The sequence below is a fragment of the Mycobacterium europaeum genome (genome assembly GCF_034555895.2).
Classification (GTDB): Bacteria; Actinomycetota; Actinomycetes; order Mycobacteriales; family Mycobacteriaceae; genus Mycobacterium; species Mycobacterium europaeum.
The window spans coordinates 5,710,703-5,731,328 of record NZ_CP157315.1; the positions used below are offsets into that span (position 1 = coordinate 5,710,703).

Below are 20,626 nucleotides of genomic sequence, written 5' to 3' on the forward strand. Positions count from 1 at the left end.
ACCGTCTGTCACCTACCACACGATGGAGCCGTCACTTATGAGTACTTATGGACTTTCAGTCGTCGCCCCTGAACTTGCCGCGATGAAGGCCACCGCCGCGGCTGCCGACCAGGCCGGGTTCGACGCCGTCTGGGCATCCGAGTTCTACACCCGGTCGGGATCCATCTCGATGGCGGCGATGGCAACCTCGACGAACAGGTGTCGCATCGGGTCGTCAATCCTCTACGGCATCGGACGTAGTCCGCTGGTCTTGGCGACCGAAACACGCGACCTCGACGAACTGTCCGGTGGTCGGGTCGTGCTCGGGATCGGCAACGGCACCAAACGGATGATGAGCGATTGGCACTCTGTCACCGATACCAGCGCCCCCGCCCTGCGCGTCGAGGAACTCGTACCCCTTATCCGGCGCATCTGGAACCTGCACGAAGGACCCGTCCGCCATGAGGGCCGTTTCTACAATATGAATCTCGTCCCCACCGGGCCGGTAGAACCCCCTGCGCGCAATATCCCCATCGTCACCGCCGCCGTGCGGCCGCGAATGTGTGAAGCCGCCGGACGGGTCGCTGACGGCTTGGCCGGGCATCCACTCTTCACCACCGCGTATGTGGAGGAAGTCGTGCGGCCTGCGGTGGCCAAGGGCGCACAACGCACCGGGCGCGACCCTAACGGCGTCGAGATCGTGTCGATGGTGATGTGCTCCATCCACGACGACCCCGAGATCGCTCGTCGCGAGGTAGCGCAGCAGATCGCATTCTACGCCTCGGTCAGGACCTACGAACCGCTGCTCGACTTCTGCGGATTCGCCAAGCAGGGTGCCGTCATCCGAGAAGCCTTCACCCGCAGCGACTTTCAGGCCATGTTCAACGCCGTCACCGATGACATGATCGACGTCATGGGTGTCGCCGGCACCGCTGACGAGGTTCGCAACGGGCTACGCCGCTACGAGGGCGTGCTAGACCACATCATGCTCTACCCACCGTCGGTAGGTACCGCGCCTGAGCGGGTCGGACAGAACGTCGATGATCTCATCAAGCATTGCGCCCCGCCCAATATGCCTCCGGCCTCCCAGCTGCACGCGCGACCCGGACCACGGTAGCGACACGGCGATCTCGCACACAAAGTGCGCTGCCGCATCGATCGATGCCGACCTTCGGGTTCGCATGAAACTACTCATTTCCCTCTGGGACTATCTCGGTGGGGTGCAGTCCCCCAGTGACAGCCGAGCTTGCGTTTGGCAATAACGGTCCTTGGGGAAGGCTAGGACGATGCCGGTCCTCTTTCACTAGGAAGTGAAGTGGTCAGAACACGTTGTGGCACGCAGATGCGTTGCGGCGCGGACCTTCTGCGCCGCATCAAGGCGGTCCGACGGAGTAGATGCGGAGTCGATCGAGCGGTTTGGCGACAAGGTCATCGGGTTGCTAACCTCGATTAACATGTCAGAGTTGTTCGATGTGGTGGTCGTGGGAGCGGGGATTTCCGGTATCAGCGCTGCCTGGCACCCGCAGGATCGCTGCCCCGGTAATAGGTACGTAGTTCTAGAGCGCAGAAGTGATCCGGGTGGCACGTGGGATCTGGTCAAGTATCCGGGCATCAGGTCGGACTCAGATATGTGCACGTTCGGATTCCTTCAAGCCCTGGCACTCGGCCAGGTTCACTGTCGACGCGCCGACAATCAAGAACTATCTGCGTGAGGTCGCGACCGAGAACGGCATCCATGAGCACATTCACTTCGGTACCCAGGTCTTGTCTGCCGCTTGGTCGGACGCCAGCCGGCGCTGGACCATCAAGGCGGTTCGGAACGGCTGAGGAATTAGAGCTCGAGGCGCGGTTCGTCTTCATGTGTAGCGGCTATTACAACTACGACGCGGGTTACCGACCAAACTTTCCCGGCGAGGAGAACTTCGGTGGGCCCATATTGCAACCTCAGCACCGGCCCAGAGACCTTGATTATGCCGGTAAAGAACGTCGTCGTTATCGACAGCGGCGCCGGGCACATAACGATGCTGCAACGTTCGCCAACATCGACCGCTTCACCAGAACGGGTCACGAGTTGGCGGCCGATATCATCTTCTACCGCAACAGGATTGAACTTGTGGCTTTTGGGGGCGCCAAGCTTGGTCGTAACGGCCAGGATGTCGACGTCAGCAAGTCGATGACCTATAAGTCGATGTTGCTGTCCGATGTGCCCACCATGGCGTTCACCATGGGCTATATCAATGCATCGTGGACCTTGAGGGCCGACCTGGTATCGGAATACGTTTGTCGCCTGCTCAATTGCATGGACGCGCGCGGCTACGACACCGTCGTAGCCGCTCATCCAGGGAAGATGTCGAAGAAGAACCCTTCGCCGATTTCGCACCAGGCTACTTCCAGCGCGCGATGGACCAGCTACCGAAGGCGGGATCTCGAGGGCCATGGCAGGTAAAACACCAATTACCTCTTCGACATCCGTGAGTGAGATATCGTCAAGACCTGTGGATCGGTGAGTTTCAGGCGACCTGCGATCCGACGGTTTGAGGCTCAGCTGCCGACGGTTCGGGTGTGATGTCGATAGGCCGTTCGAGCGGCTTGCCCTTGTGGAAGACGGCGCTGGCACGGACGAGGGCGACCAAGTGTGGTGCGTTGACCGCGCGCCAGCGGGCCTGGGCGGCCTCGATTAGCTTGTAGGCCATCGCCAGCCAGGCCGCGCGGGAGCCCGGCCCTTTGGTGACTTTGGTCCTCAAACGTACTGTCGCAAAGGTACTTTCGATCGGATTTGTGGTGCGAAGGTGGATCCAATGCTCGGCGGGATACCGGTAGAACTCCAAAAACACCTCGGCGTCGTCGACGATCTTGGGCGACCGCTTTGGGGTATTTGGCGCCGTAGTCGATCTCGAACGCTTTGATCGCGAGCTGGGCTTTGTCGATATCCTCGGCATTGTAGATCTCCTTCATCGCCGCGACTGCACCCTGGGTGCACCGATTTCGGCAGTGCGGCAAGAATATTGGCCTGCTTATGCCACCAGCAGCGCTACTCTCGAATATCCGGGAACACCTCCCGCACGCCTTGCAGAAGCCCAGGGCGCCGTCGCCGACCGCGAGCACCGCTGCGGTCATGGCGCGGCGGCGGCAATCGCGCAGCAAATCAGCCCAGAACTCAGTCGATCCCCGGAAGCCGTCAGCCAGCCCGACGAGCTCCATGCGGCCATCAGCACGGACCCCGATCATTACCAGCAAACAGAGTTTCTCCACCTCAAGGCGCACCTTGAGGTGGATGCCATCCACCCACAAATACAGGTAATCGGTGCTGGATAAGTCACGCTTGCCGAAGGCTTTGGCCTCGTCCTGCCGCTGCGCGGTCAGCCGAGTAATCTCGGTCGCCGAGAGCGCCGCGCCCGTGCCGAGGAAATGCTCCGGCGCCGGGCCGAAATCCCCGCTGGACAGCCCGTGCAGGCACAGCAGCGGCAACACCTCGGTCATCTGCGGCGACTTGCGCGCCCACGCCGGCAAAATCGGGGAGGAAAACCGGCACCGCTCACCGGTGTCAGCGTCGATGCGCTTGTCGTTGACCCGCGGGGCCTTGACCGGCACCGCCCCAGCGGCCGTCAACACGGTCCGCTCCTCGTGGTAGCCGTTGCGCACCACTAGGCGATGCCCATTCTCGTCAACCTGATCGGTGAACTGCGCGATATAGGCCGACTTCGGCCTCCAGCGCCGCCGCAAGCATTTGCCGGGCGCCATCGCGGACGACCTCATCGAGTAACGAGCGACCCGAACCGGTGTTGTCGTTGGACTCGTCGACGTCGTGAACTACCGTGAGCATGGGCGTACCTTCCCAACCAGCGCGCCAACGCCGGTCCTTGATCAGACAAACCGAATTCAGAGCACCCTCGGGAAGGCGGCGCCCCTTCAGGCTGCCTCACCGAGGCTCATGTCGGGTAGGACCGCCGCATTGCTGCGGCGGTCCCCCCTCAGAACCGTACGTGCCAGTCGTCCCGGCATACGGCTCAAGCAAGCCCCGAGGACGTTGCGGGAACTGCGTAATTCGTTGGGCTCCCGCGCAACTTAGCCCGAAGGCTGCGATGGCAGGAGGCGTGTACCAGGTGGGTCTCGTCCAACCGGGCCAGCCGCCCGTGGTGGGTGAGATGCTCGGCGGCGATGGCTCGCTTGACAACTCCTAACCACCACCGTTCCCATTCGGAGGGCGACTGCGGGGGTTGATCGACGGTCAACAAATGATCGCCACACAGCGGGCACCGTCCGTCCTGCTTGGCGAGCAGGCGCAGGTTGTAGCTGTCCAGCGCGGGTTTGACCTTGCGCCGTCGTTCGGCCCAGTAGCTGGCCAATTCCGGGGCGTCGGGAGACGCCCGGCCCGCGACTAGCGTGTGTCGGACGATGTGAGTCCAGGAGAATTTGACCAGACACGCGATGTTTTCACGGCGGTCATCCAACGGCCGTTCGGGATCGCCGAACACCCACTGATCGTTCCTGAACTTGTTGAACCGACCCCAGTGGCGGCGTGCGATCCACTTTTTCGGCTTCTTCGGATGCGGTCGGCGCGCCCGCCCGGAGGTGAGCCGCCACATATAGTGGTCCAGCGAGCTGAAAACCTTGCTGGACACCGCACCTCGATAGTAGGCGGACCATCCCCGGATAATCGGGTTCATCCGGGCGATCACCGCCCTGGCGTTGGAGCCGCGCAGCCTGCGCATCTCCTCGGCCAACCGTTTGCGGATACGCTCGATCGCCTCCGGGCTCGGCTTGATCAACAACTTGCCCGGCCGTCTACCGTGGCGGTAGCAGCGGATGTTGAATCCGAGGAAGCTGAATCCCTCTTCGAGGTGGACGATGCGCGTCTTATCCTCGTTGAAGACCAGACCCCTCGGAGCCAGCCACCGGGCAAGCTGCGCCTTGACGTGTTCGGCCTGCTCACGTGAATGGCAGCAGGCGACCATATCGTCGGCATATCTCACCAGAACCGGGTTGCCCGCTATCGCCGCGCCGGCGTAAACACCGGTCGAACTGCGGTAACGAACTCCCGCGGCCTCCTCCAGGCCATGCAGTGCCACGTTCATCAGCAACGGGCTGATCACCCCGCCCTGCGGAGAACCCTCCTCGGTCGGCGCGAACCCGCCGTTCTCGATCACCCCGGCTTTCAGCCACTTTCGGATCATTTCCTTGGCCGGGAACGACCCCAGCTTGTCGAGTAGCCGAGGATGGTCGATTCTGTCGAACGCGGCCGACAAATCGGCGTCCAGAATCCATGCCCGTTGGGCTCGTGGCCCTTTGAGCGTGAGGAAAAGGGACTGGATCGCATCGGCACAGCTACGGCCCGGGCGAAACCCGTAGGAACGGGCCTCGAACCGAGCCTCCCACTCGGGCTCCAGCGCGTTGCGTACCCGCGCCTGATGACAGCGGTCCATCACCACGGGGATACCGAGCGGACGCTGATTTCCGTTGGCCTTCGGAATATACACACGCCGAACCGGCAAGGGCTCCCACGACGACCGCGAATCATGCACTCGCACCGCAATATTCGCTCTCGCCTCGGGCGACAGGGCAACCTCCCCATCGATCCCGGCCGTTCGACGCCCAGCATTGCGCTGAGTCACCTGTCGCACACTGACCAACGTGTTCGACCAGGAACCCAGCATCAGTTTCTGCAGCGACCGGACCGAGGCCCAGTCCTGCTCCCGCGTCGCCTTGAAGATCCTGCGCCGCAACCTCGCTACGTTTTCCTCATGGACACGCCAATCCACGACGGTCCAATCGAAAACGCCCTCCGGTCCGTTCACCTCTACGGTGTCCAACTTGCCCTTCCGGTTCGCAAGGCCCTCGGTCTCGGTATTTCAAAGGCTCACCTGCCCACGTCAGCGCCCTTTCGAGCCCAGCCACCACGCTGGTATCCGACCGGTTCCCCATGATCGCCGCCCAGGAGGAGCGGCGGCACCACGACCACAGGTCCCGCTGCCTTTCGGCCATCGGCATTCGCTTCTTGAGCATCCTGTTCCCGCCGAGGGATTCCGCCCCTCTCACGATCGGCCTACCGGCCCGAAGGCCGGACCCGACGGGGTTTCCACGTTCCGCGCATACGAGATACGGCCGGGGAGGGCGCCCTCTATACCCCGAGACCAGCGGTGTTCGCACGACCGGCCTGTGGCCTCCGGTCGCCGCTTGCCGCCACTGCCAGCGGCCGGGTCCTATCACCCGGGTTCTCAACCCGTCTTCCCGGGCTTCAAATAACGAGGCGTCATCAAGGGTTCATTCGCATTCGCCCGTCCGGCCTTCCCTCGCCCGGTCGTTCCCCCAGACGGAACGGGGGCCCTTGGGCTTCTTCCCTGAGCTTCGCACGCCCACGGGCAGGACCCGTCGACGCACGTCAGGGCGGGGATCGGTCACGAACACCAACCGAGAACTACGCGACCGGCATCGCCGACCTCCACTCCACGAGCTCACTCACATGCGCGACATCGCGTCGCACCCACAGACCTCCGATCTTGTTAACAGTCAAGCGGCGGCTCGTGTGGGGTGCGTCGGGGGTGGTCGGTATGCCTTGATTGGGTCGTAGGTTTGGCTGGTTTGCAGGCAGTGGTAGAGCTGGCCGAGCATGCGGTTGTAGAGGTGGCGCAGGGCTGCGGGGTGGCGGTCGCCGTGGTCGCGGCGTGTCAGGTAGTGAGCGCGGGTGGGTCCTTCGCAGCCGGCCGCGATGAACGCCCAGACGAATCCGACGGCGGCAAGTCGGTTGTTCTTCACGTGCCGGTGAGTGATGCGGATGCTGCGCCCAGAGGCTTTGGTGACGGGCGCCGACCCGGCGAACGCCTTCAATGCTCGGGCGTCGGCGAATCGTGTTCGGTCGTCGCCGATTTCGGCGAGCAGGCGGGCACCGGTAAGGTCGCCGACCCCCACAAATGAGGTGATGATCCTGTGGTCGGCGTGCTGGGCAAAGGTGGCGGCGGTGGCCTCGCCCAGCCGGTCGACGTTGGCGCACTCAGCGTCGAGGGTGGCCAGCAATGCGACTGCTTGGATACCGAAGGCGTCTTCGACCGGGGCGGGGTGTCGCAGCTGCGGCAGCCGCAGCTGCTGGTGGATTGTCGCCGCGAGCGTGGTCAGGCCGCGTTGGCGTCCGGCGCGGCGCAGGGCGGCGGTGATCTGCGGCTTTGACAGCCGCGCCGCCTTGGCCGGGGTGGCAGCGATGGCGAGCACCGCACGAGCTTCGGGTGCGGTGATTCCGCCGGGACGGTCGGCGAAGGCGTGCAGGAAACCCGGGAAATATTCCCGCAGCAGCGACCGCAGTTCGTTGCCGGCCCGGTTACGCCGCCAGGTGGCGTCCTGGTGGGCACGGGCCAGCACGGTGATCGATTGCGCCAGTTCGGTGTCGGCGGGTAACCGACGATGCTGGTCGATGTCGGTACGCAGGATGTTGGCCAGCGTGACCGCATCGCCGTGGTCAGACTTCTTGCCCGACATCGACGTCCGTTCCCGATAGCGGGCCACCGACATCGGGTTGATCGGGTAGATCGGTCGACCGCTGGCCCGCAACACGGCGACCAGCAACCCGCGCGGGGTCTCGATCGCGACCGGGATCGGATCCTCAGGGTCGTCGTCGGCATCGGCCAGCATGGCGGTCAGTTCGGCGAATCCGGCGACCGACTCGGGGATGCGCCGTCTGGCGACCAGCCGACCGTCGGCATCCACCAGCGCGACGTCATGATGATCCTGGGCCCAGTCGATCCCACACGTGACCATGGACAAATTTACCTCCTTGGTTGTCGAAATGTGTTGGGTGCGTGACCCTTTGTGAGAACGCGCGGCGCCCTAATAGCAAGGCTCTGATGGCCTGACCTCCGATTGAGCCGTTCGCGACCCCAGCAACCCGCACGACCCCCAGTCTTTGTCAGAGCTCAACGGCTCCCCGTCGATGAGGTGTCGATCGTGCAGGCGGGCTCGAACCACGTTCCCCACCCCAACCCCTTCCGAGGAGCAGCCGGTCACGACACGCCGACCTCGCCGTTCTCCCGGCAGGTCTAGCCGACCCCGGTATCGGTCAGGCGTTCCGTCGACACTCGCTGGCCGACCGCTCACTCGGAAGGTCGCAGAGCAGCCGGCGTTCCCGCCTGTGGAAGGGGGTCTAGCCCCGAGTTCTGATCAGGAATCGTCCAGTGCCCTACAAAGCTATTAGGTTCCTGATCATTGCTCCACCGCAGCGCCGTCGGGCGGGTATCACGCTGTCTGGCCAGGCGGTCAAATTCGAGGACCAGGTCCTCGCCGGTGATGCCGCGCGCCACCCGACCGTCGACGCATTTGCGGGTGTGTTCGTCGATGATCGAGACGATCTTTGATCTGGCGGCGGTCAGTGGTGCCATCGAAATGGAAGTCAACAGCCACACCCGCTTCAGGCGCATCTGCGTACCCCGGGCATGGCGCTTTCTGCGCCCGCGTCTCCCCAAGCGAGCGAGCGGGACATTTGACTTGTAGCACCACGTCTACACCCGATACTATCGGTATCCGAAACTGGATGTTCGAGGAAGGGCAGCCTGTCATGGTCGACGGAGACATAGGACAAGGGGCAGTGACCACTGCAAGTGCGGCAAGTGTGGGGTCTCGGTATCCGAGAACCCGGCGGATACGTTTCCCCTTTGGCGAGGGCAGCAAGTATTTCTTCGATGACGACATCATCTTCAGCCACCTGTGGGCGAACTTGTCGGGGTCGTTCCCGCCGGGGGAGGAGTTGTTCATTCGGTCGGTGCGCCGGTTTGCCGATGAGATCGCCGATCCTGGGTTGAAGAAGCGGGTGGCCGGGTTTATCGGTCAGGAATCGGTGCATGGCCAGCAGCATCGGGCGCTCAATGACAAGCTCGTTGACATGGGGTATCCGATTGGGTGGTGGGATTCCGAAAAGTTTGTTGATTGGGTGAAACGCATCGAGGAGGTGCTGCCGGCCCGGATTCCGCTGGCGGTGACAGCAGCCGCAGAACACTTCACCGCGATACTTGCTGAGCGGCTGCTCGGCGATGAGGACTTCCGGGCGATCCCGGGTGATGCGGAGGTGTGGAATCTCCTGAAGTGGCATGCGCTGGAGGAACTTGAGCACAAGTCGGTTGCCTTTGACGTATTCCGCTCGGTGGGGGGTACCGAGCGGGTGCGTCGACGTGTGATGGCGGTAATGATCCCCCTTCTGCTCCTCCTCATGAGTGGCACGCTGGCGTATTCGGTGGCGCGGGATCCCGAAGCGTGCCGTCAGCCAGTGCGACTGGTGCGTGAGACCTATCGGGTCTACCGCGGTCCGATATTTCGGGGTTTGATCCCAGAGCTCAGGCAATACTTGCGACCGGGATTTCATCCCGACGACATCGACACCAACGCGTTGCTCGAGCAATGGCAGGAGGAACTCTTCGGCACCAAGGGGGCCCTGGTCGGCTACCTGAAGTGAACCGAATTTCACCGAGACCGTCGCCAAGAAGGGAGCAAGCAGTTTTATGTCCGAATCCTTTGACGTTGTGATTGTGGGTGCGGGTATTTCCGGTATCAGCGCTGCCTGGCATCTGCAGGAGCGCTGTCCCAACAAGAGTTATGTAGTTCTAGAGCGCAGAGCTGATCTGGGTGGTACATGGGACCTGTTCAAGTATCCGGGCATCCGATCGGACTCCGACATGTGCACCTTCGGGTTCCGTTTCAAGCCGTGGCACTCGCCGCGCTTTACCGTTGATGGCGCCACGATCAAGGATTATCTCTGGGAAGCTGCCGCCGAGAGCGGCATCGACAACCACATCCGGTTTGGTAGCCAGGTATTGTCTGCGGACTGGTCGGACGCCGACAGGCGCTGGACGATCAAGGTGGCTGGGGACCGCCAAAAGACGACCGAGATCACGGCCGCGTTCCTGTTTGCGTGCAGCGGCTACTACGACTACGACCAGGGGTATCGTCCAGAATTCCGGGGCGAGAAGGATTTCGAAGGAATTATTGTTCACCCGCAGAACTGGCCCGAAGACCTCGATTATGCGGGTAAGAACGTCATCGTCATCGGCAGCGGTGCTACCGCAGTGACCCTTATTCCGTCCCTCGTGGATTCAGGCGCTGGCCAGGTAACGATGCTGCAGCGTTCACCGACTTACATCGGATCGCTGCCAAACATCGACCCCATTGCCGTGCAGCTCATCAAGTGGTTACCGACAAGGAGCGCGGACTTCGTCAACCGCTGGAAGAACATCCTGTTAGCTGTGGCGCAGTACAGACTGGCGCGTCGCTTTCCCCGTTCCATGCGAAAAGCGCTGATCGCTTGGGCTAAGCACCAGCTGCCCGCAGGCTATGACGTGGATAAGCATTTCGGGCCGAAGTACAACCCGTGGGATGAACGGATATGCCTGGCCCCTAACGGCGACCTTTTTAAGGCCATTCGGGACGGCAAGGCCGATGTAGTCACCGATACTATCGACCACATCACCAGGACCGGGATCAAGCTTTCCTCGGGTCAGGAGTTGACGGCCGACATCATTGTCGCCGCGACCGGTTTGAACATGCGGCTGTTCGGCGGCGCCAAGATTACCCGTAACGGCCAGGTCGTCGACGTCGCGAAGTCGATGACCTATAAGGCCATGATGCTATCCGACGTCCCGAGCATGGCGTTCACTATCGGTTACATCAACGCGTCCTGGACACTGAAAGCAGACCTGGTGTCTGAATACGTCTGTCGCTTACTCAACTACATGGATGCGCACGGCTACGACACCGTCGTAGCTCCCCACCCTGGCGAGGATGTCGAGGAACTGCCGTTCACGGATTTTGCGCCCGGCTACTTCCAACGCGCGATGGATCAACTCCCTAAGTCTGGATCCCGCGGTCCATGGAAAGCAAAGCAGAATTACCTCTTCGATGTCCGTCAAATACGCCGCGGCAAGATCGATGACGGTCTGCGCTTCACGACCAAAGCATCCCGGCCGGCAACTCTGCCGGCCTCGACATCACACCAAAGCACTTCCGAAATGGCTTCTGGCTCAAACCGAGGAAACGGTGAGCACCGCACAAATCCGCTCATCGCCGGATAATCCAACGGGGACTGTCTCGGTGAGTCCGGAGACTTTCTGATGTGAGAGCTCAGCTGGCGGCTGCTCTCTCGCGTTGAGCGTAATAGGCGGCCTCGAGTTCGGCTGGCGGAACATCGCCGCAGTATTCATACAGGCGGCGGTGGTTGAACCAGTCGATCCGCCGTGCGGTGGCCAGCTCGTTCGACCACCACGCCTCCACCTGAGGGGCTGTTGGCGCAGATGACCAAGGCGGTGCTCCAACGCGCTTTGGATGTCGAGATCGCTGATCACCTGGGCTATGAGTACGGCGATCCGGCTGGTTATGGCTCGGGCAACTCCCGCAACGGGCGCGGCCGCAAAACCGTGCTCACCACGGCCGGAGCGGTCGACCCGACTTTATCAAACTAGCTTCTCGGGCGCGCTTCGCTCTCACCGTGGTGATCGAAAATTCCGCGAGCCAGTTGCGGTTCCGAACGGGGCCTGCGCTGGGTTCAGCGTCCAGGCGGCCGACGGTTCATGCTGGAAGGTGTTTCGGTTGACCCCGGTTGCACTATGTTGCCTGTGAGCCCGCAAATTAGCCTGAGGGTGGAGAGCCCCCCATCCACGGGGACCGTGGAATGTTGCCGTCGAGCACGAGTGTCAGAATTCTGTTTCATCCCGCTCTCCTGTCAACGGCGACACGGGGTCAGTTTTCAGACGACGCCGACATCTCCCCGGAACACGCCCCTTTGTCAATCCTGTTGGGAGGCGGTGAGTTCGATGGATGTGGTGCACCCGCGGTGCGCGGGAATCGATTGCTCGAAGAAAGACGCGAAGGTCTGTGTGCGGATTCAGGGCCATGGACGCAGAGGAGCGTCGTCGACAGTGACGACATGGGGTGCCATGACATCACAGATCCTGGCGTTGCGTGAGCATCTTATCGCGCAGAAGGTCACGTGTGTGGTGATCGAGTCCACCAGCGACTACTGGAAACCGTTCTACTACCTGCTCGACGATGAGCTGAACATGATGCTGATCAATGCGTCGCGGGTGCGCAATGTGCCCGGCCGCAAGACCGATGTGTCTGATGCTGCGTGGCTGGCCGATCTCGGGGCTCACGGGCTGGTGACGGCGTCGTTGGTGCCGCCGCCGCCGATTCGTGTCGGCGGCAAGTGAATACTGACCAGTGCTTGCCGACTCCTGATCAGTTTTCGATTGCCGTTGACAATTCGCGCGCTGCGGGATCTGACCCACGCACGCACGCACATCACCCGGGAATGCTCGCGCGAGGTAATGCGGTTGGAGAAGCTGCTCGAAGACGCCGGGATCAAACTCACCTCGGTGGCCACCGACATCACCGGAGTGTCCGGACGAGCGATGCTCGAGGCGCTGATCGCCGGCCAGAACGATCCAGCCATGATTGCCGATCTGGCCAAGCGGACGCTGCGCCGCAAGATCCCGGCGTTGACCGAGGCGTTGATCGGCCGGTTCAGTGAGCATCACGCGTTTATGTCCCGGTTGTTCCTTGACCGCATCGATGCTCACACCGCCGATATCGGTCGCCTCGATGAGCGCATCGAGGAAGCGATGGCGCCCTTTCGCCTCACCCGGGAACTGCTGATGAGCATTCCGGGATTCTCCGGCAAGACTGCCGAGGTGTGAATCGCCCTGGAAATCCCGGAGGCTCCTGACCTTGGAAACGAGGATGCAGGTATGCCGAAGGAACAGTCGTCTGGGAAGCCCACGGCGCGTCGTTACAGCCCGGAGGAGAAGGCCGCTGCAGTGCGGATGGTGCGGGCACTGCGTGCCGAGTTGGGCACCGAGCAGGGAACGGTGTCACGGGTAGCCCGCCAGCTCGGCTACGGGGTCGAGTCGGTGCGCTCCTGGGTGCGTCAGGCCGATATCGACGACGGGTATGCACCTGGGGTGTCCACTGCGGAGTCACAGCGGGTCAAAGAGCTCGAGCAAGAGATACGAGAACTGAAGCGGGCGATCGTTATCTTGGGCGGGCTCGACTGTTTGGGGGCGTGATCTGGGTGTTTGTGTCGTGGACGGTGTCCGTGATGTGGGTGTCGGCGATGCGGTTGGCGCGGAGCTGTCCGTGCAGGAGTGCGATCTGGTTTCGTAGTTGACGGTTTTCGTTGTCGAGTTCGCGGATGCGTTCGTGTGCGAGGGTGAGGCGTTGGCGCAGGGAGGCGTCGGAGCCGCGCTCGACTGGGGCAGGTGGTGCCGGCTCGGGCGTCTCCGATATGGCGGTCAGTCGGCGGAGTTGGTCGCGCAGTGCGGGCTGGGCATACAGCCATGAGCGGGAGACGCCGGCGAGGGCGGCGATCTGTGTGATAGTGCGCCGCTGGCCGGTTTCGCCGAGTTCCTGCAGGGCTTGCCGGGCGCGTTGGAGGGTGTCGGCGCGGCGGCGTTGGGCAGCGGCGAGGAGGTAGTGGCTGTTGTCATGGCGCATCGGATGGTTCCTTTCCGCAGCATGTTTCGCTGCCCGCTGCAGCGCACCGGCAGTCGCGTTGGTCGGTTTCGAGGGTGGCGATGATGGTAAGCAGGTTGGTTTCGACGGTGTGGTTCATCTCGGCCAGGCGGGTGTGGCCGTCGGTTTGAGCACGCGAGATCAACGTGCGGGTGTCATCGAGCTGCTTGCGGTGTTGGGGTAGGAATTCGGCGGTCGTGATGAACAGCGGACAAGTCAAACATGCGTTGGCGTGCGGGCACGATTTCTGTAGTGGCAGACCACAATAGCCGTTGGGCAGCGCTATTTTCGCGCGTGCAAGGTTCTGCTTCATCCACTCGCCATCGGCGAGGGGCCCGTCGACGGTGATGTCGACCGGCTCACCGTGGATGTTGATCTTCTGGGCGCGTTCCCACTGCTCTCGTATGGTGGTGTCGGCCAATCGGGCATACACGGCGGTCATGGTGTGGCTGGTGTGGTCGAGCAGGCGTCGGACCACTTCCTGCGGCACCTCATGGTTGATCCATCGTGTGGCCGCCGTGTGCCGGAACTGATGAGCGGTGATATGCGCTGGCTGACCGAGTTCATCTGTGACACCACATGTTTCGAGCCACTGCCCGAGCTGGAGGTGGAACGTCACGGTGGGAATGGGCAGCCGTCCGTCGGGGTTGGCGCTGCTGCGCGGCAGCAACACGGCGGTGGTTGGAAACCGCTGCCGGGTGCGCTCCTGCTGCGTCTGGATCATGGCGGTGAGTTCGTCGTCGATGGGCACCACCGCGTCGCGGCGCATCTTATGGTTGCGGTAGCGCAAATAGACCGCGCCCTGCGGGTCGCGAACCAGACAGTCCAGCGCCAGCCGGGTGGCGTCGCCAATGCGCAGGCCGGTGCGGATGAGGACCTCCACCAGCAGCCGGATCCGCGGGTCGCTGATCCGGTCGAGGTTGGCCGGGCTTTCCAACTGGCCCATGACGAACTCGGGAATCGCCCGCGGTGCCGGTGTCTCGTCACGGCGGGGCTGGTCGCTGGGATACAGCTGCGCCTCGGCCGGCAGCGATGCCCACCGGTGCTGGCGAACGGCATTCAGAAACCCGGTCACACAGCCGATCTCGGCGCTGCGGGTCTTCGGTTGTGGGATCTCAACGGCCAGTCGAGCCAGGTAGGCCTCCAGCGCTGCCCGCTCGAGCGCACCCGGGCCCGACGAGCTCGCTAGTCCGGGCATGAACTGCGACAAACGAACGAGCGCGAGGCGATCACTGCGTAGCTGCCCCAGCCCGACTCCGCACGACATGCGCCACCGGCACCATCGTTTGGCCAGCTCTCGAAGCCAGACTGGGTGCACCGCAGTGAAATCCAGTTTGGCCCCGTCATGGCCGGAAACACCGAGCCGCCGTAGCCGCCACACGTCACGCTGGTATTCGCTGTCCCAGCCGGTCCCGTCGCGCAAATCGAGCACGCACTCGATCGCGTAACCGAGGAACGCGCGCGGGGTGTTGACCGACGCCGCGGCCGGCAGCCCGGCCAGCCAGTCGGCCAGCGGACGATCCAGCAGCGACTCGGCCCCGGTTGCCGACAAGTGGTCCAGCAGCGGCTTGATCGATCGCGGTGTGGTGCGGGTTCGGTTCAGGTCGACGCGGCATTGCAGCGCGTAGCCGATCTCCAGCCGCAACTGCGGCCGCAGCGGCCGCAAGTCGAAGCGATCCTCGCCGTAGCTGGCGCAGTAGGCGATGAACTCCGCCGCCGACGGGCGACCACGCAGCCGCCACCGCCGGTGGTGGGAATGACACCACCCGGCGTCCAGTTCGGCCCACAACATGCACCCCGGGATGGCGCACACCGCTGCCGGCGTGCCGGCCACGTCCGGCTTCCACCGATCCACCACTGGGCGTCCGGCCTTGTCCCAGGCGTGGGAATGCGTGTAGCACAACCGATACCGATGCTGCCCGAAGCCGCAACCGGGCACCAGGCACGATTGCAGCGGCCGGTACCCCATCACCTCTGGATCAGCGGTCGCCGCCCACGCCCGTCGGTCATCCGGGCGACCCGCCTTTCTCCACCGGCCCAGATGGGCCGGGCAGAGCCCGGCGTAGCGACTCGAACGCACACACCCGGGCACCGCGCATGCCGGCGACCCGAGAATCGGATCCGCGACGGCGGGCACCAGCACCTCGACCCGGAACTCCGCACGCACCGCTGCGCCCAAACGCGCAACCCAGCCGGGCTCAATCGGCGGCGCCAGCACCTCGACGCTCACCACGACCCATCCCGGTCCGCCAGCCACCCCGCGGCCACCAACGCGCGGCGGGTGTCCTCGACCTTCAGATGCGCGTACGCGTCACTGGTCGTCGCGATCGACGCGTGCCCCAACAGATGGGCCACCACCTCGACCGGCACCTGGCGGCGCAACAACTCTGTCGCATACGAGTGGCGAAAAGTATGCGGCCCGAACATGATTCCGGTCCGCTCCCGCAATCGGCAGACCAAATCGTAGACGCTGGCATACGTCAACGGATACCCAATAGGACCGGACCACAAGTTGACGAATACGTAATCGCTGTCCAGCTCGCCGTACTCGCCATGCAGATAATCCGCATACAGCCGGATCACCGCGCCCGGCACCGGCACCTGGCGACCCCCGCCCTTGGCTCGGGCACGATTCGTATTCACCCTCGGCACCACCGTCACCAGCCGAGCAGCCGCATCGATGTCGCTGTGCCGCAACCCCAACGCCTCACCAACCCGCAGCCCGGATGCAGCCAGCAGAGAAAACAGGAACCGATCCCGCAGCCGATCACAGGCCGCCACGATCGCCGCGACCAGTTCCGTGTCCAGCGTGTCCGGGATGCGCCGCTGGGCCCGTAACCGGATCCGCCTGCTGCGCTCCGGTCGAGATCCCAGGTGCGCCAGCAGTGGTCGCCACGATCCACCATGTCCCTTATGCCGCTGCCAGGTCGTCAACAGATCACCCAGGTCCACTCCGTGGCGCTGATGGAATTCATAAAACGCCGAGATTGCCGATAGCTTGCGGTTCACCGTGGCCTCCGAGCACATGCTCTCCGCCGTCGGCAGCGCTGACACATTGCCCACTCGCCCCGCCGCGGGTAGTCGCAGCCACGCCACGAACCGGCCCACCTCCTCCAGTCGCACCCGCGACCACACCAGGCCGCCCCGATCGAGGAACTCGAACCAATCCCGCAGATCATGGGCATAGGCCTTGACCGTGTTCGGTGAGCGCTCGATCGCGTGCAGATGCGACAAGAACGCCTCGACCGGCTCCACCACCACCGCATCCTGATCCACCAGCGTCCACGATTCGCGGTCGCCGAACGGCATCACCACCGACTGCACCCGCAGCCCAGGACTCGTCACAGACACCGAAGATAACTGGTCCACAACGCATTTCCCGGCATCTCCGAACGCGTGTCGTCTACATGGTGAACAGCTTCCTCACGGCCTCAGATAACCAACGAGATTCTGAAACGAGCGGCCAGTTTCTTCGGCGCGGAGCTCGACCGCCAACACAAGAAGTAGTCGACTTCATCGACACCCACCGTGGGGAATTCGGGGTCGAGCCCATCTGCACCGTCCTGCGCACCGCAGGGGTGTCGGTGGCCCCGAGTACTTACTACGACACCAAGGCACGGCCGCTGTCGGCACGGGCCCGTCGAGACGCCGAGCTGGCGCCCGCCCTGGTGGCGCTGTGGGACAACTACCGGGTCTACGGCGCCCGCAAGCTGTGGAAAGCCGCCCGCCGTGCCGGCCACGACGTCGGGCGAGACCAGGTCGCCCGACTGATGCGCGCAGCCGGCATCCAAGGAGCGCGGCGCGGCAAACGGGTCCGCACCACCAAACCCGACCTGACAGCGCCTCGCCACCCCGATCTGGTCAAGCGGAAGTTCACGGCGACTACGCCGAACCAACTGTGGGTCACGGATCTAACATTCGTGCCGACCTGGGCTGGGGTGGCGTATGTGTGCTTCATCGTCGATGCCTACTCCCGGATGATCGTGGGCTGGCGGGTGGCCTCCCACATGCGCACAACCATGGTGCTCGACGCGATCGAGATGGCCCGCTGGTCACGTGGAAACACATTGCCGGGCTTGACATGTCACTCCGATGCCGGGTCCCAGTTCACTTCCATCCGCTACGGTGAACGTCTCGCCGAGGTCGGTGCGGTGCCCTCGATCGGCACCATCGGGGACAGCTACGACAACGCTCTGGCCGAGACCGTCAACGGTTACTACAAGGCCGAGCTGATCTACGGGCCGGCTCACACCGGGCCCTGGAAGACCGTCGAGGACGTCGAGCTGGCGACCCTGGCCTGGGTGTACTGGCACAACACCAGCCGCCTACACAGCTACCTCGCCGACGTTCCTCCGACCGAGTTCGAAGCCACCTTCTACGATGCACAACGGACCGACCAACCCCTGATCGGAATCCAATAACCCGAGCCTCCGACAGAACCAGGGCGATTCATCACGCAGCTCCGGCGGATACCTCCTCAATGAACCACCTGACATGACTCCAACCTTCCCAAGAAGTGGAGTCTCCGGACATGCCGGGGCGATTCAGTGTGGAGCTCTTAAAGGCCATGGCCTGCATTCCAGACGGTCGCGACGAACGCTATAGTTATTGGCCATGAGATTAGATTCGATTCGCCGTTCGGGCGTTGTAGTGCTTGTCTTGGCCACGGCCTCGGTAGCAATGGTCGTGGAGGCGCTGGGGTGGCGCCGTTACCTTGTGCTGGGCACGGCCACACTAGCACTTGTCGTCAAGGCGGCGGGAGGGCGGCGTCGCCTCGGCGTCCGGCGCAGTCTGGGAAGAAAAGGCAAACGAACGGTCGCGTCCTAAAGCCGGTGTAAATGGGCCGGGCATAGGTTCTGCTTCGAGACCTACCAAGTCATCGAAGAAAGGACCTATGCCCGTGCCTGCACGAGTATCGCCGACTGATCGTGTTCGCGCCAAGATCGACGAGCTGTTCGCATCCGATCGTGAGCTGCCCGAGATTCTGGAGGAGGTGGCCCGGCTCGGCGCACAGTTGCTGATGCAGGCCGCGCTGGAGGCCGAGGTGACCGAGTTCCTCGGCCGTGACCGCTACCAACGCGCCGCGGCCGCGCCGGATGCGCAGCCCCGGGGCGCGCAATGGTTATCGGCCAGCGACGGTCAAGACCACCGTCGGCCCAGTCACCCTGGAGCGGCCCAAGCTGCGCGGCACGACCGCCGCGTTCGTCTCACGCCTGTTCGGCAAGCACGTCACCAAAACCAATGCGCTGGAATCGCTGGTGATCGCCTCGTTCGTGCGCGGACTGTCGGTGCGTGATGTCGAGGCCACCCTTGCCGATGCGCTCGGTGATCAGGCCGCGATCTCGAAATCGACTGTCTCGCAGGTATGCCAAGCGATAAAAACCGAGTACAACACCTGGGCGCGGCGCCCCTGGGCGATGTCGTGCTCGATTAGCTGTTCCTGGATGCCTCCTTCTTCCGGATGCATCCCGGCTCGCCGGCCGAGCCGATCCTGGCCGCGTGGGGCGTCACCACCGCCGGCAAGCCCGTCTTTGTTGGCCTGGCCCCCGGCGTGGTGGAGTCGACCGAGGCCTGGGCCGATTTCCTGACCGATCTCACCGACCGTGGGCTAGCGTGCCCGCTGCTGGTCATCTCCGACGGTGCCCGCGGCCTGATCGCCGCGATCGAGCAGGTCTTCCCGACCGCGCTGCGGCAACGCTGCCTGATCCAGCGGTTACGCAACGTGCTGGCCAAGATCCCGGCCGGGATGCAGGCCGAGATCCGCGACGGCTACTGGGCCTGCTTCGACACTGAGGACCTCAAAACCGAGCCCGGTCCGCGGCTGGTCGAACTGGTCGACGCCCGGCTGACCGCGTTCGCTACCCGCTACACGACCACCTACCCGGCAGCGATGAAGATCATGCTGACCGAGCGCGAGGGCCTGACCGCCTATCTGCGGTTCCCGCCCGAACATCATCACCGCATCCGCCACTCGAACTTCATCGAACGCACCTTCGGAGAAACCCGCCGCCGCGCAAAGGTTATCGGCCGCTTCCCTGGCGAGACCAGTTGTAACAGCATCGCCTGGGCCGTGCTCGACCGCGCATCCCGCGGCTGGCGCGGACTCACCATGACCCCCGCCGGGCTGCGCCAGCTCCAAGACCTGCGCCGCAGCCTGCTGCAACCACCCCGGCAACTGTGGCCCCAGCACACCCCGGACTTCGCTAGCAGCACCACCGAAACCGTCAGCGCCACCGCGTAGCATCACTCACCGAAGCCAGAACCTCCGCAGGCCGATTTACACCGGATTCCGGACGCCACCCAAACGAACTAGTGCCCTGAGTCATTAATTTTGGTGCAGTAGTTGCCGACGATGCTGATCAAGATTTGGTCGACGGTCTTGGTCCAGACGTATGGGGGCCCTCGTTCCGGGTTTCGACTACTGCGGTGATCGCCGCCCACTGCGAGGGGTACTGCGGATGCACCTCAGCGACCATGCGCACTGCACGCTCACGAAGCTCGTCGGGATACTTGCTCGGGCGTGCCATAACTCGAATCCTCCCAAGATCGGGAGTCTCCGGAAACGCCGGGACGGCTCAGTGTGTGGGAGCTGTTCAGCAGGTGCGTAGACATTGCCGACGCAGTGCTCGTTCAGTGTGTCGGATACCTGAACCAAGCAACGGCTCGATAGCGCGCTGGAGGACTTTGCCCGCGAGCCCACCGGGGAACTTGTAGTCGGCAGTTATGTCAACGCGGGTCACTGCTGATCCCATCGGCGTCGTGGCAACGGCTGCCAAGGCAACTATGCCGTTGTTGGTCACCAAGGCCTCTGTGATGCGCCGGCACGGCTCCCACTCGGTGATGCGACTCGTTCCGGTCATCGCGATTGGGCCGATCTTGCCGGTTCCTCGAAATTCGGCGCCGACCCCGTCTGATAGTTCGCCGATTGGCGTAATGGTGCGCAACCCAAAGACCCACTCCGGCATCCGGCGGTAGTCGACAGCGTAGTCGAAAACCGCCTCAGCCGGCAATTCTAGAGTGCCAGACGCGAACACCATCGTCATGCGCCACCAGCCCAGGCCAAAGACTCCGCCGTGGCATCGCCTACAGAATGATCCCTGCAGTCAGTGCGCATGGGTTGATGGTGGCATCACCGTCACAACCCGTCAATAGAATTGGATTTCGAATCTCC

Annotated in this window: 11 protein-coding genes, 7 pseudogenes and 1 other annotated feature; of the genes and pseudogenes, 9 read left to right on the top strand and 9 right to left on the bottom strand. The window is 63.3% G+C overall.

Translation table 11 applies throughout. The features are described 5' to 3' along the window. The first annotated feature begins 37 nt into the window (after positions 1-37). Both U8D42_RS26555 and U8D42_RS26560 read left to right on the top strand, forming a co-directional pair. A complete protein-coding gene (locus tag U8D42_RS26555; RefSeq protein WP_007172230.1) occupies positions 38-1,096 on the top strand; it encodes an LLM class flavin-dependent oxidoreductase in 1,059 nt (352 codons plus the stop codon). Between the two features lie 337 nt (positions 1,097-1,433). Further along, positions 1,434-2,452: pseudogene (locus U8D42_RS26560) on the top strand (flavin-containing monooxygenase); the annotation flags it as partial. Positions 2,453-2,489: 37 nt separating this feature from the next. On the opposite strand, the gene U8D42_RS26565 reads toward U8D42_RS26560, so the two are convergent. From U8D42_RS26565 to U8D42_RS29420, 5 genes and pseudogenes are all read right to left on the bottom strand, one after another. Further along, positions 2,490-2,918 carry a transposase gene (locus tag U8D42_RS26565; RefSeq protein WP_250644919.1) on the bottom strand — a complete coding sequence of 143 codons (429 nt, stop codon included), beginning with the start codon at positions 2,916-2,918 and terminating at the stop codon, positions 2,490-2,492. Then, positions 2,893-3,735: pseudogene (locus tag U8D42_RS26570) on the bottom strand (transposase); the annotation flags it as partial. The gene U8D42_RS26565 and the pseudogene U8D42_RS26570, both read right to left, overlap by 26 nt. Positions 3,736-3,986: 251 nt before the next feature. Then, on the bottom strand, positions 3,987-5,774 hold the full coding sequence (gene ltrA, locus U8D42_RS26575; RefSeq protein ID WP_046186391.1) for a group II intron reverse transcriptase/maturase: 1,788 nt from the start codon (positions 5,772-5,774) through the stop codon (positions 3,987-3,989). 712 nt (positions 5,775-6,486) lie between these two features. Beyond that, the gene (locus tag U8D42_RS26580) at positions 6,487-7,725 is read right to left on the bottom strand and encodes an IS110 family transposase (protein ID WP_007172236.1); all 1,239 of its coding nucleotides are present in this window, start codon (positions 7,723-7,725) and stop codon (positions 6,487-6,489) included. A 332-nt stretch (positions 7,726-8,057) separates the two neighbouring features. Beyond that, positions 8,058-8,381 (bottom strand): hypothetical protein, encoded by a 324-nt coding sequence (locus U8D42_RS29420; protein ID WP_007172237.1) that lies wholly within the window; start codon positions 8,379-8,381, stop codon positions 8,058-8,060. A gap of 137 nt (positions 8,382-8,518) precedes the next feature. Between U8D42_RS29420 and U8D42_RS26590 the strand changes: the two genes are divergently transcribed. The 5 genes and pseudogenes from U8D42_RS26590 to U8D42_RS26610 all read left to right on the top strand — a co-directional run. Next, positions 8,519-9,409: a metal-dependent hydrolase gene (locus U8D42_RS26590; RefSeq protein WP_172975555.1), complete on the top strand. Its 891-nt coding sequence runs from the start codon at positions 8,519-8,521 to the stop codon at positions 9,407-9,409. Positions 9,410-9,455: 46 nt separating this feature from the next. Next, positions 9,456-11,021, top strand: coding sequence for a flavin-containing monooxygenase (locus U8D42_RS26595; RefSeq protein ID WP_007172240.1), 1,566 nt, complete (start codon positions 9,456-9,458; stop codon positions 11,019-11,021). A gap of 162 nt (positions 11,022-11,183) precedes the next feature. Then, positions 11,184-11,390 (top strand): annotated as a pseudogene (locus U8D42_RS26600) (transposase); the annotation flags it as partial. Between the two features lie 369 nt (positions 11,391-11,759). Beyond that, positions 11,760-12,638 (top strand): annotated as a pseudogene (locus U8D42_RS26605) (IS110 family transposase); the annotation flags it as partial. Between the two features lie 54 nt (positions 12,639-12,692). Beyond that, positions 12,693-12,983: pseudogene (locus U8D42_RS26610) on the top strand (transposase); the annotation flags it as partial. On the opposite strand, the gene U8D42_RS26615 reads toward U8D42_RS26610, so the two are convergent. Genes U8D42_RS26615 through U8D42_RS26625 form a run of 3 tightly spaced genes read right to left on the bottom strand, consistent with a single transcriptional unit; the run spans position 12,976 to position 16,764 of the window. Next, positions 12,976-13,437 carry a DUF6262 family protein gene (locus U8D42_RS26615; RefSeq protein WP_007172469.1) on the bottom strand — a complete coding sequence of 154 codons (462 nt, stop codon included), beginning with the start codon at positions 13,435-13,437 and terminating at the stop codon, positions 12,976-12,978. The pseudogene U8D42_RS26610 and the gene U8D42_RS26615 sit on opposite strands and share 8 nt — an antisense overlap. Next, entirely contained in the window at positions 13,427-15,712 is a 2,286-nt protein-coding gene (locus tag U8D42_RS26620; RefSeq protein ID WP_225325992.1) for a tyrosine-type recombinase/integrase, read from the bottom strand. The genes U8D42_RS26615 and U8D42_RS26620 overlap by 11 nt, the downstream gene beginning before the upstream one ends. Continuing rightward, positions 15,682-16,764: a tyrosine-type recombinase/integrase gene (locus U8D42_RS26625; protein ID WP_033717226.1), complete on the bottom strand. Its 1,083-nt coding sequence runs from the start codon at positions 16,762-16,764 to the stop codon at positions 15,682-15,684. Before U8D42_RS26625 ends, U8D42_RS26620 begins: the two co-directional genes overlap by 31 nt. A 132-nt stretch (positions 16,765-16,896) precedes the next feature. On the opposite strand from U8D42_RS26625, the pseudogene U8D42_RS26630 reads away from it, so the two are divergent. Then, positions 16,897-17,876 (top strand): annotated as a pseudogene (locus tag U8D42_RS26630) (IS3 family transposase); the annotation flags it as partial. Then, positions 16,917-17,048 (top strand) — a sequence feature (AL1L pseudoknot). Its footprint overlaps the pseudogene before it by 132 nt. 479 nt (positions 17,877-18,355) lie before the next feature. After that, positions 18,356-19,696: pseudogene (locus U8D42_RS29425) on the top strand (IS256 family transposase). A 352-nt stretch (positions 19,697-20,048) separates the two neighbouring features. Here U8D42_RS29425 and U8D42_RS26655 read toward each other — a convergent pair. Beyond that, positions 20,049-20,498: an SRPBCC family protein gene (locus U8D42_RS26655; protein WP_007172254.1), complete on the bottom strand. Its 450-nt coding sequence runs from the start codon at positions 20,496-20,498 to the stop codon at positions 20,049-20,051. Between the last annotated feature and the right edge of the window lie 128 nt (positions 20,499-20,626).

Excerpts from the sequence above, each read along its gene's own strand:
- U8D42_RS26615 (WP_007172469.1), bottom strand. The coding sequence starts at position 13,437 with ATGCGCCATGACAACAGCCACTACCTCCTCGCCGCTGCCCAACGCCGC.
- U8D42_RS26590 (WP_172975555.1), top strand. The coding sequence starts at position 8,519 with ATGGTCGACGGAGACATAGGACAAGGGGCAGTGACCACTGCAAGTGCG.
- U8D42_RS26655 (WP_007172254.1), bottom strand. The coding sequence starts at position 20,498 with ATGACGATGGTGTTCGCGTCTGGCACTCTAGAATTGCCGGCTGAGGCG.
- U8D42_RS26580 (WP_007172236.1), bottom strand. The coding sequence starts at position 7,725 with ATGGTCACGTGTGGGATCGACTGGGCCCAGGATCATCATGACGTCGCG.
- U8D42_RS29420 (WP_007172237.1), bottom strand. The coding sequence starts at position 8,381 with ATGCGCCTGAAGCGGGTGTGGCTGTTGACTTCCATTTCGATGGCACCA.
- U8D42_RS26625 (WP_033717226.1), bottom strand. The coding sequence starts at position 16,764 with ATGCCGTTCGGCGACCGCGAATCGTGGACGCTGGTGGATCAGGATGCG.
- U8D42_RS26565 (WP_250644919.1), bottom strand. The coding sequence starts at position 2,918 with ATGCCGAGGATATCGACAAAGCCCAGCTCGCGATCAAAGCGTTCGAGA.
- U8D42_RS26595 (WP_007172240.1), top strand. The coding sequence starts at position 9,456 with ATGTCCGAATCCTTTGACGTTGTGATTGTGGGTGCGGGTATTTCCGGT.
- U8D42_RS26555 (WP_007172230.1), top strand. The coding sequence starts at position 38 with ATGAGTACTTATGGACTTTCAGTCGTCGCCCCTGAACTTGCCGCGATG.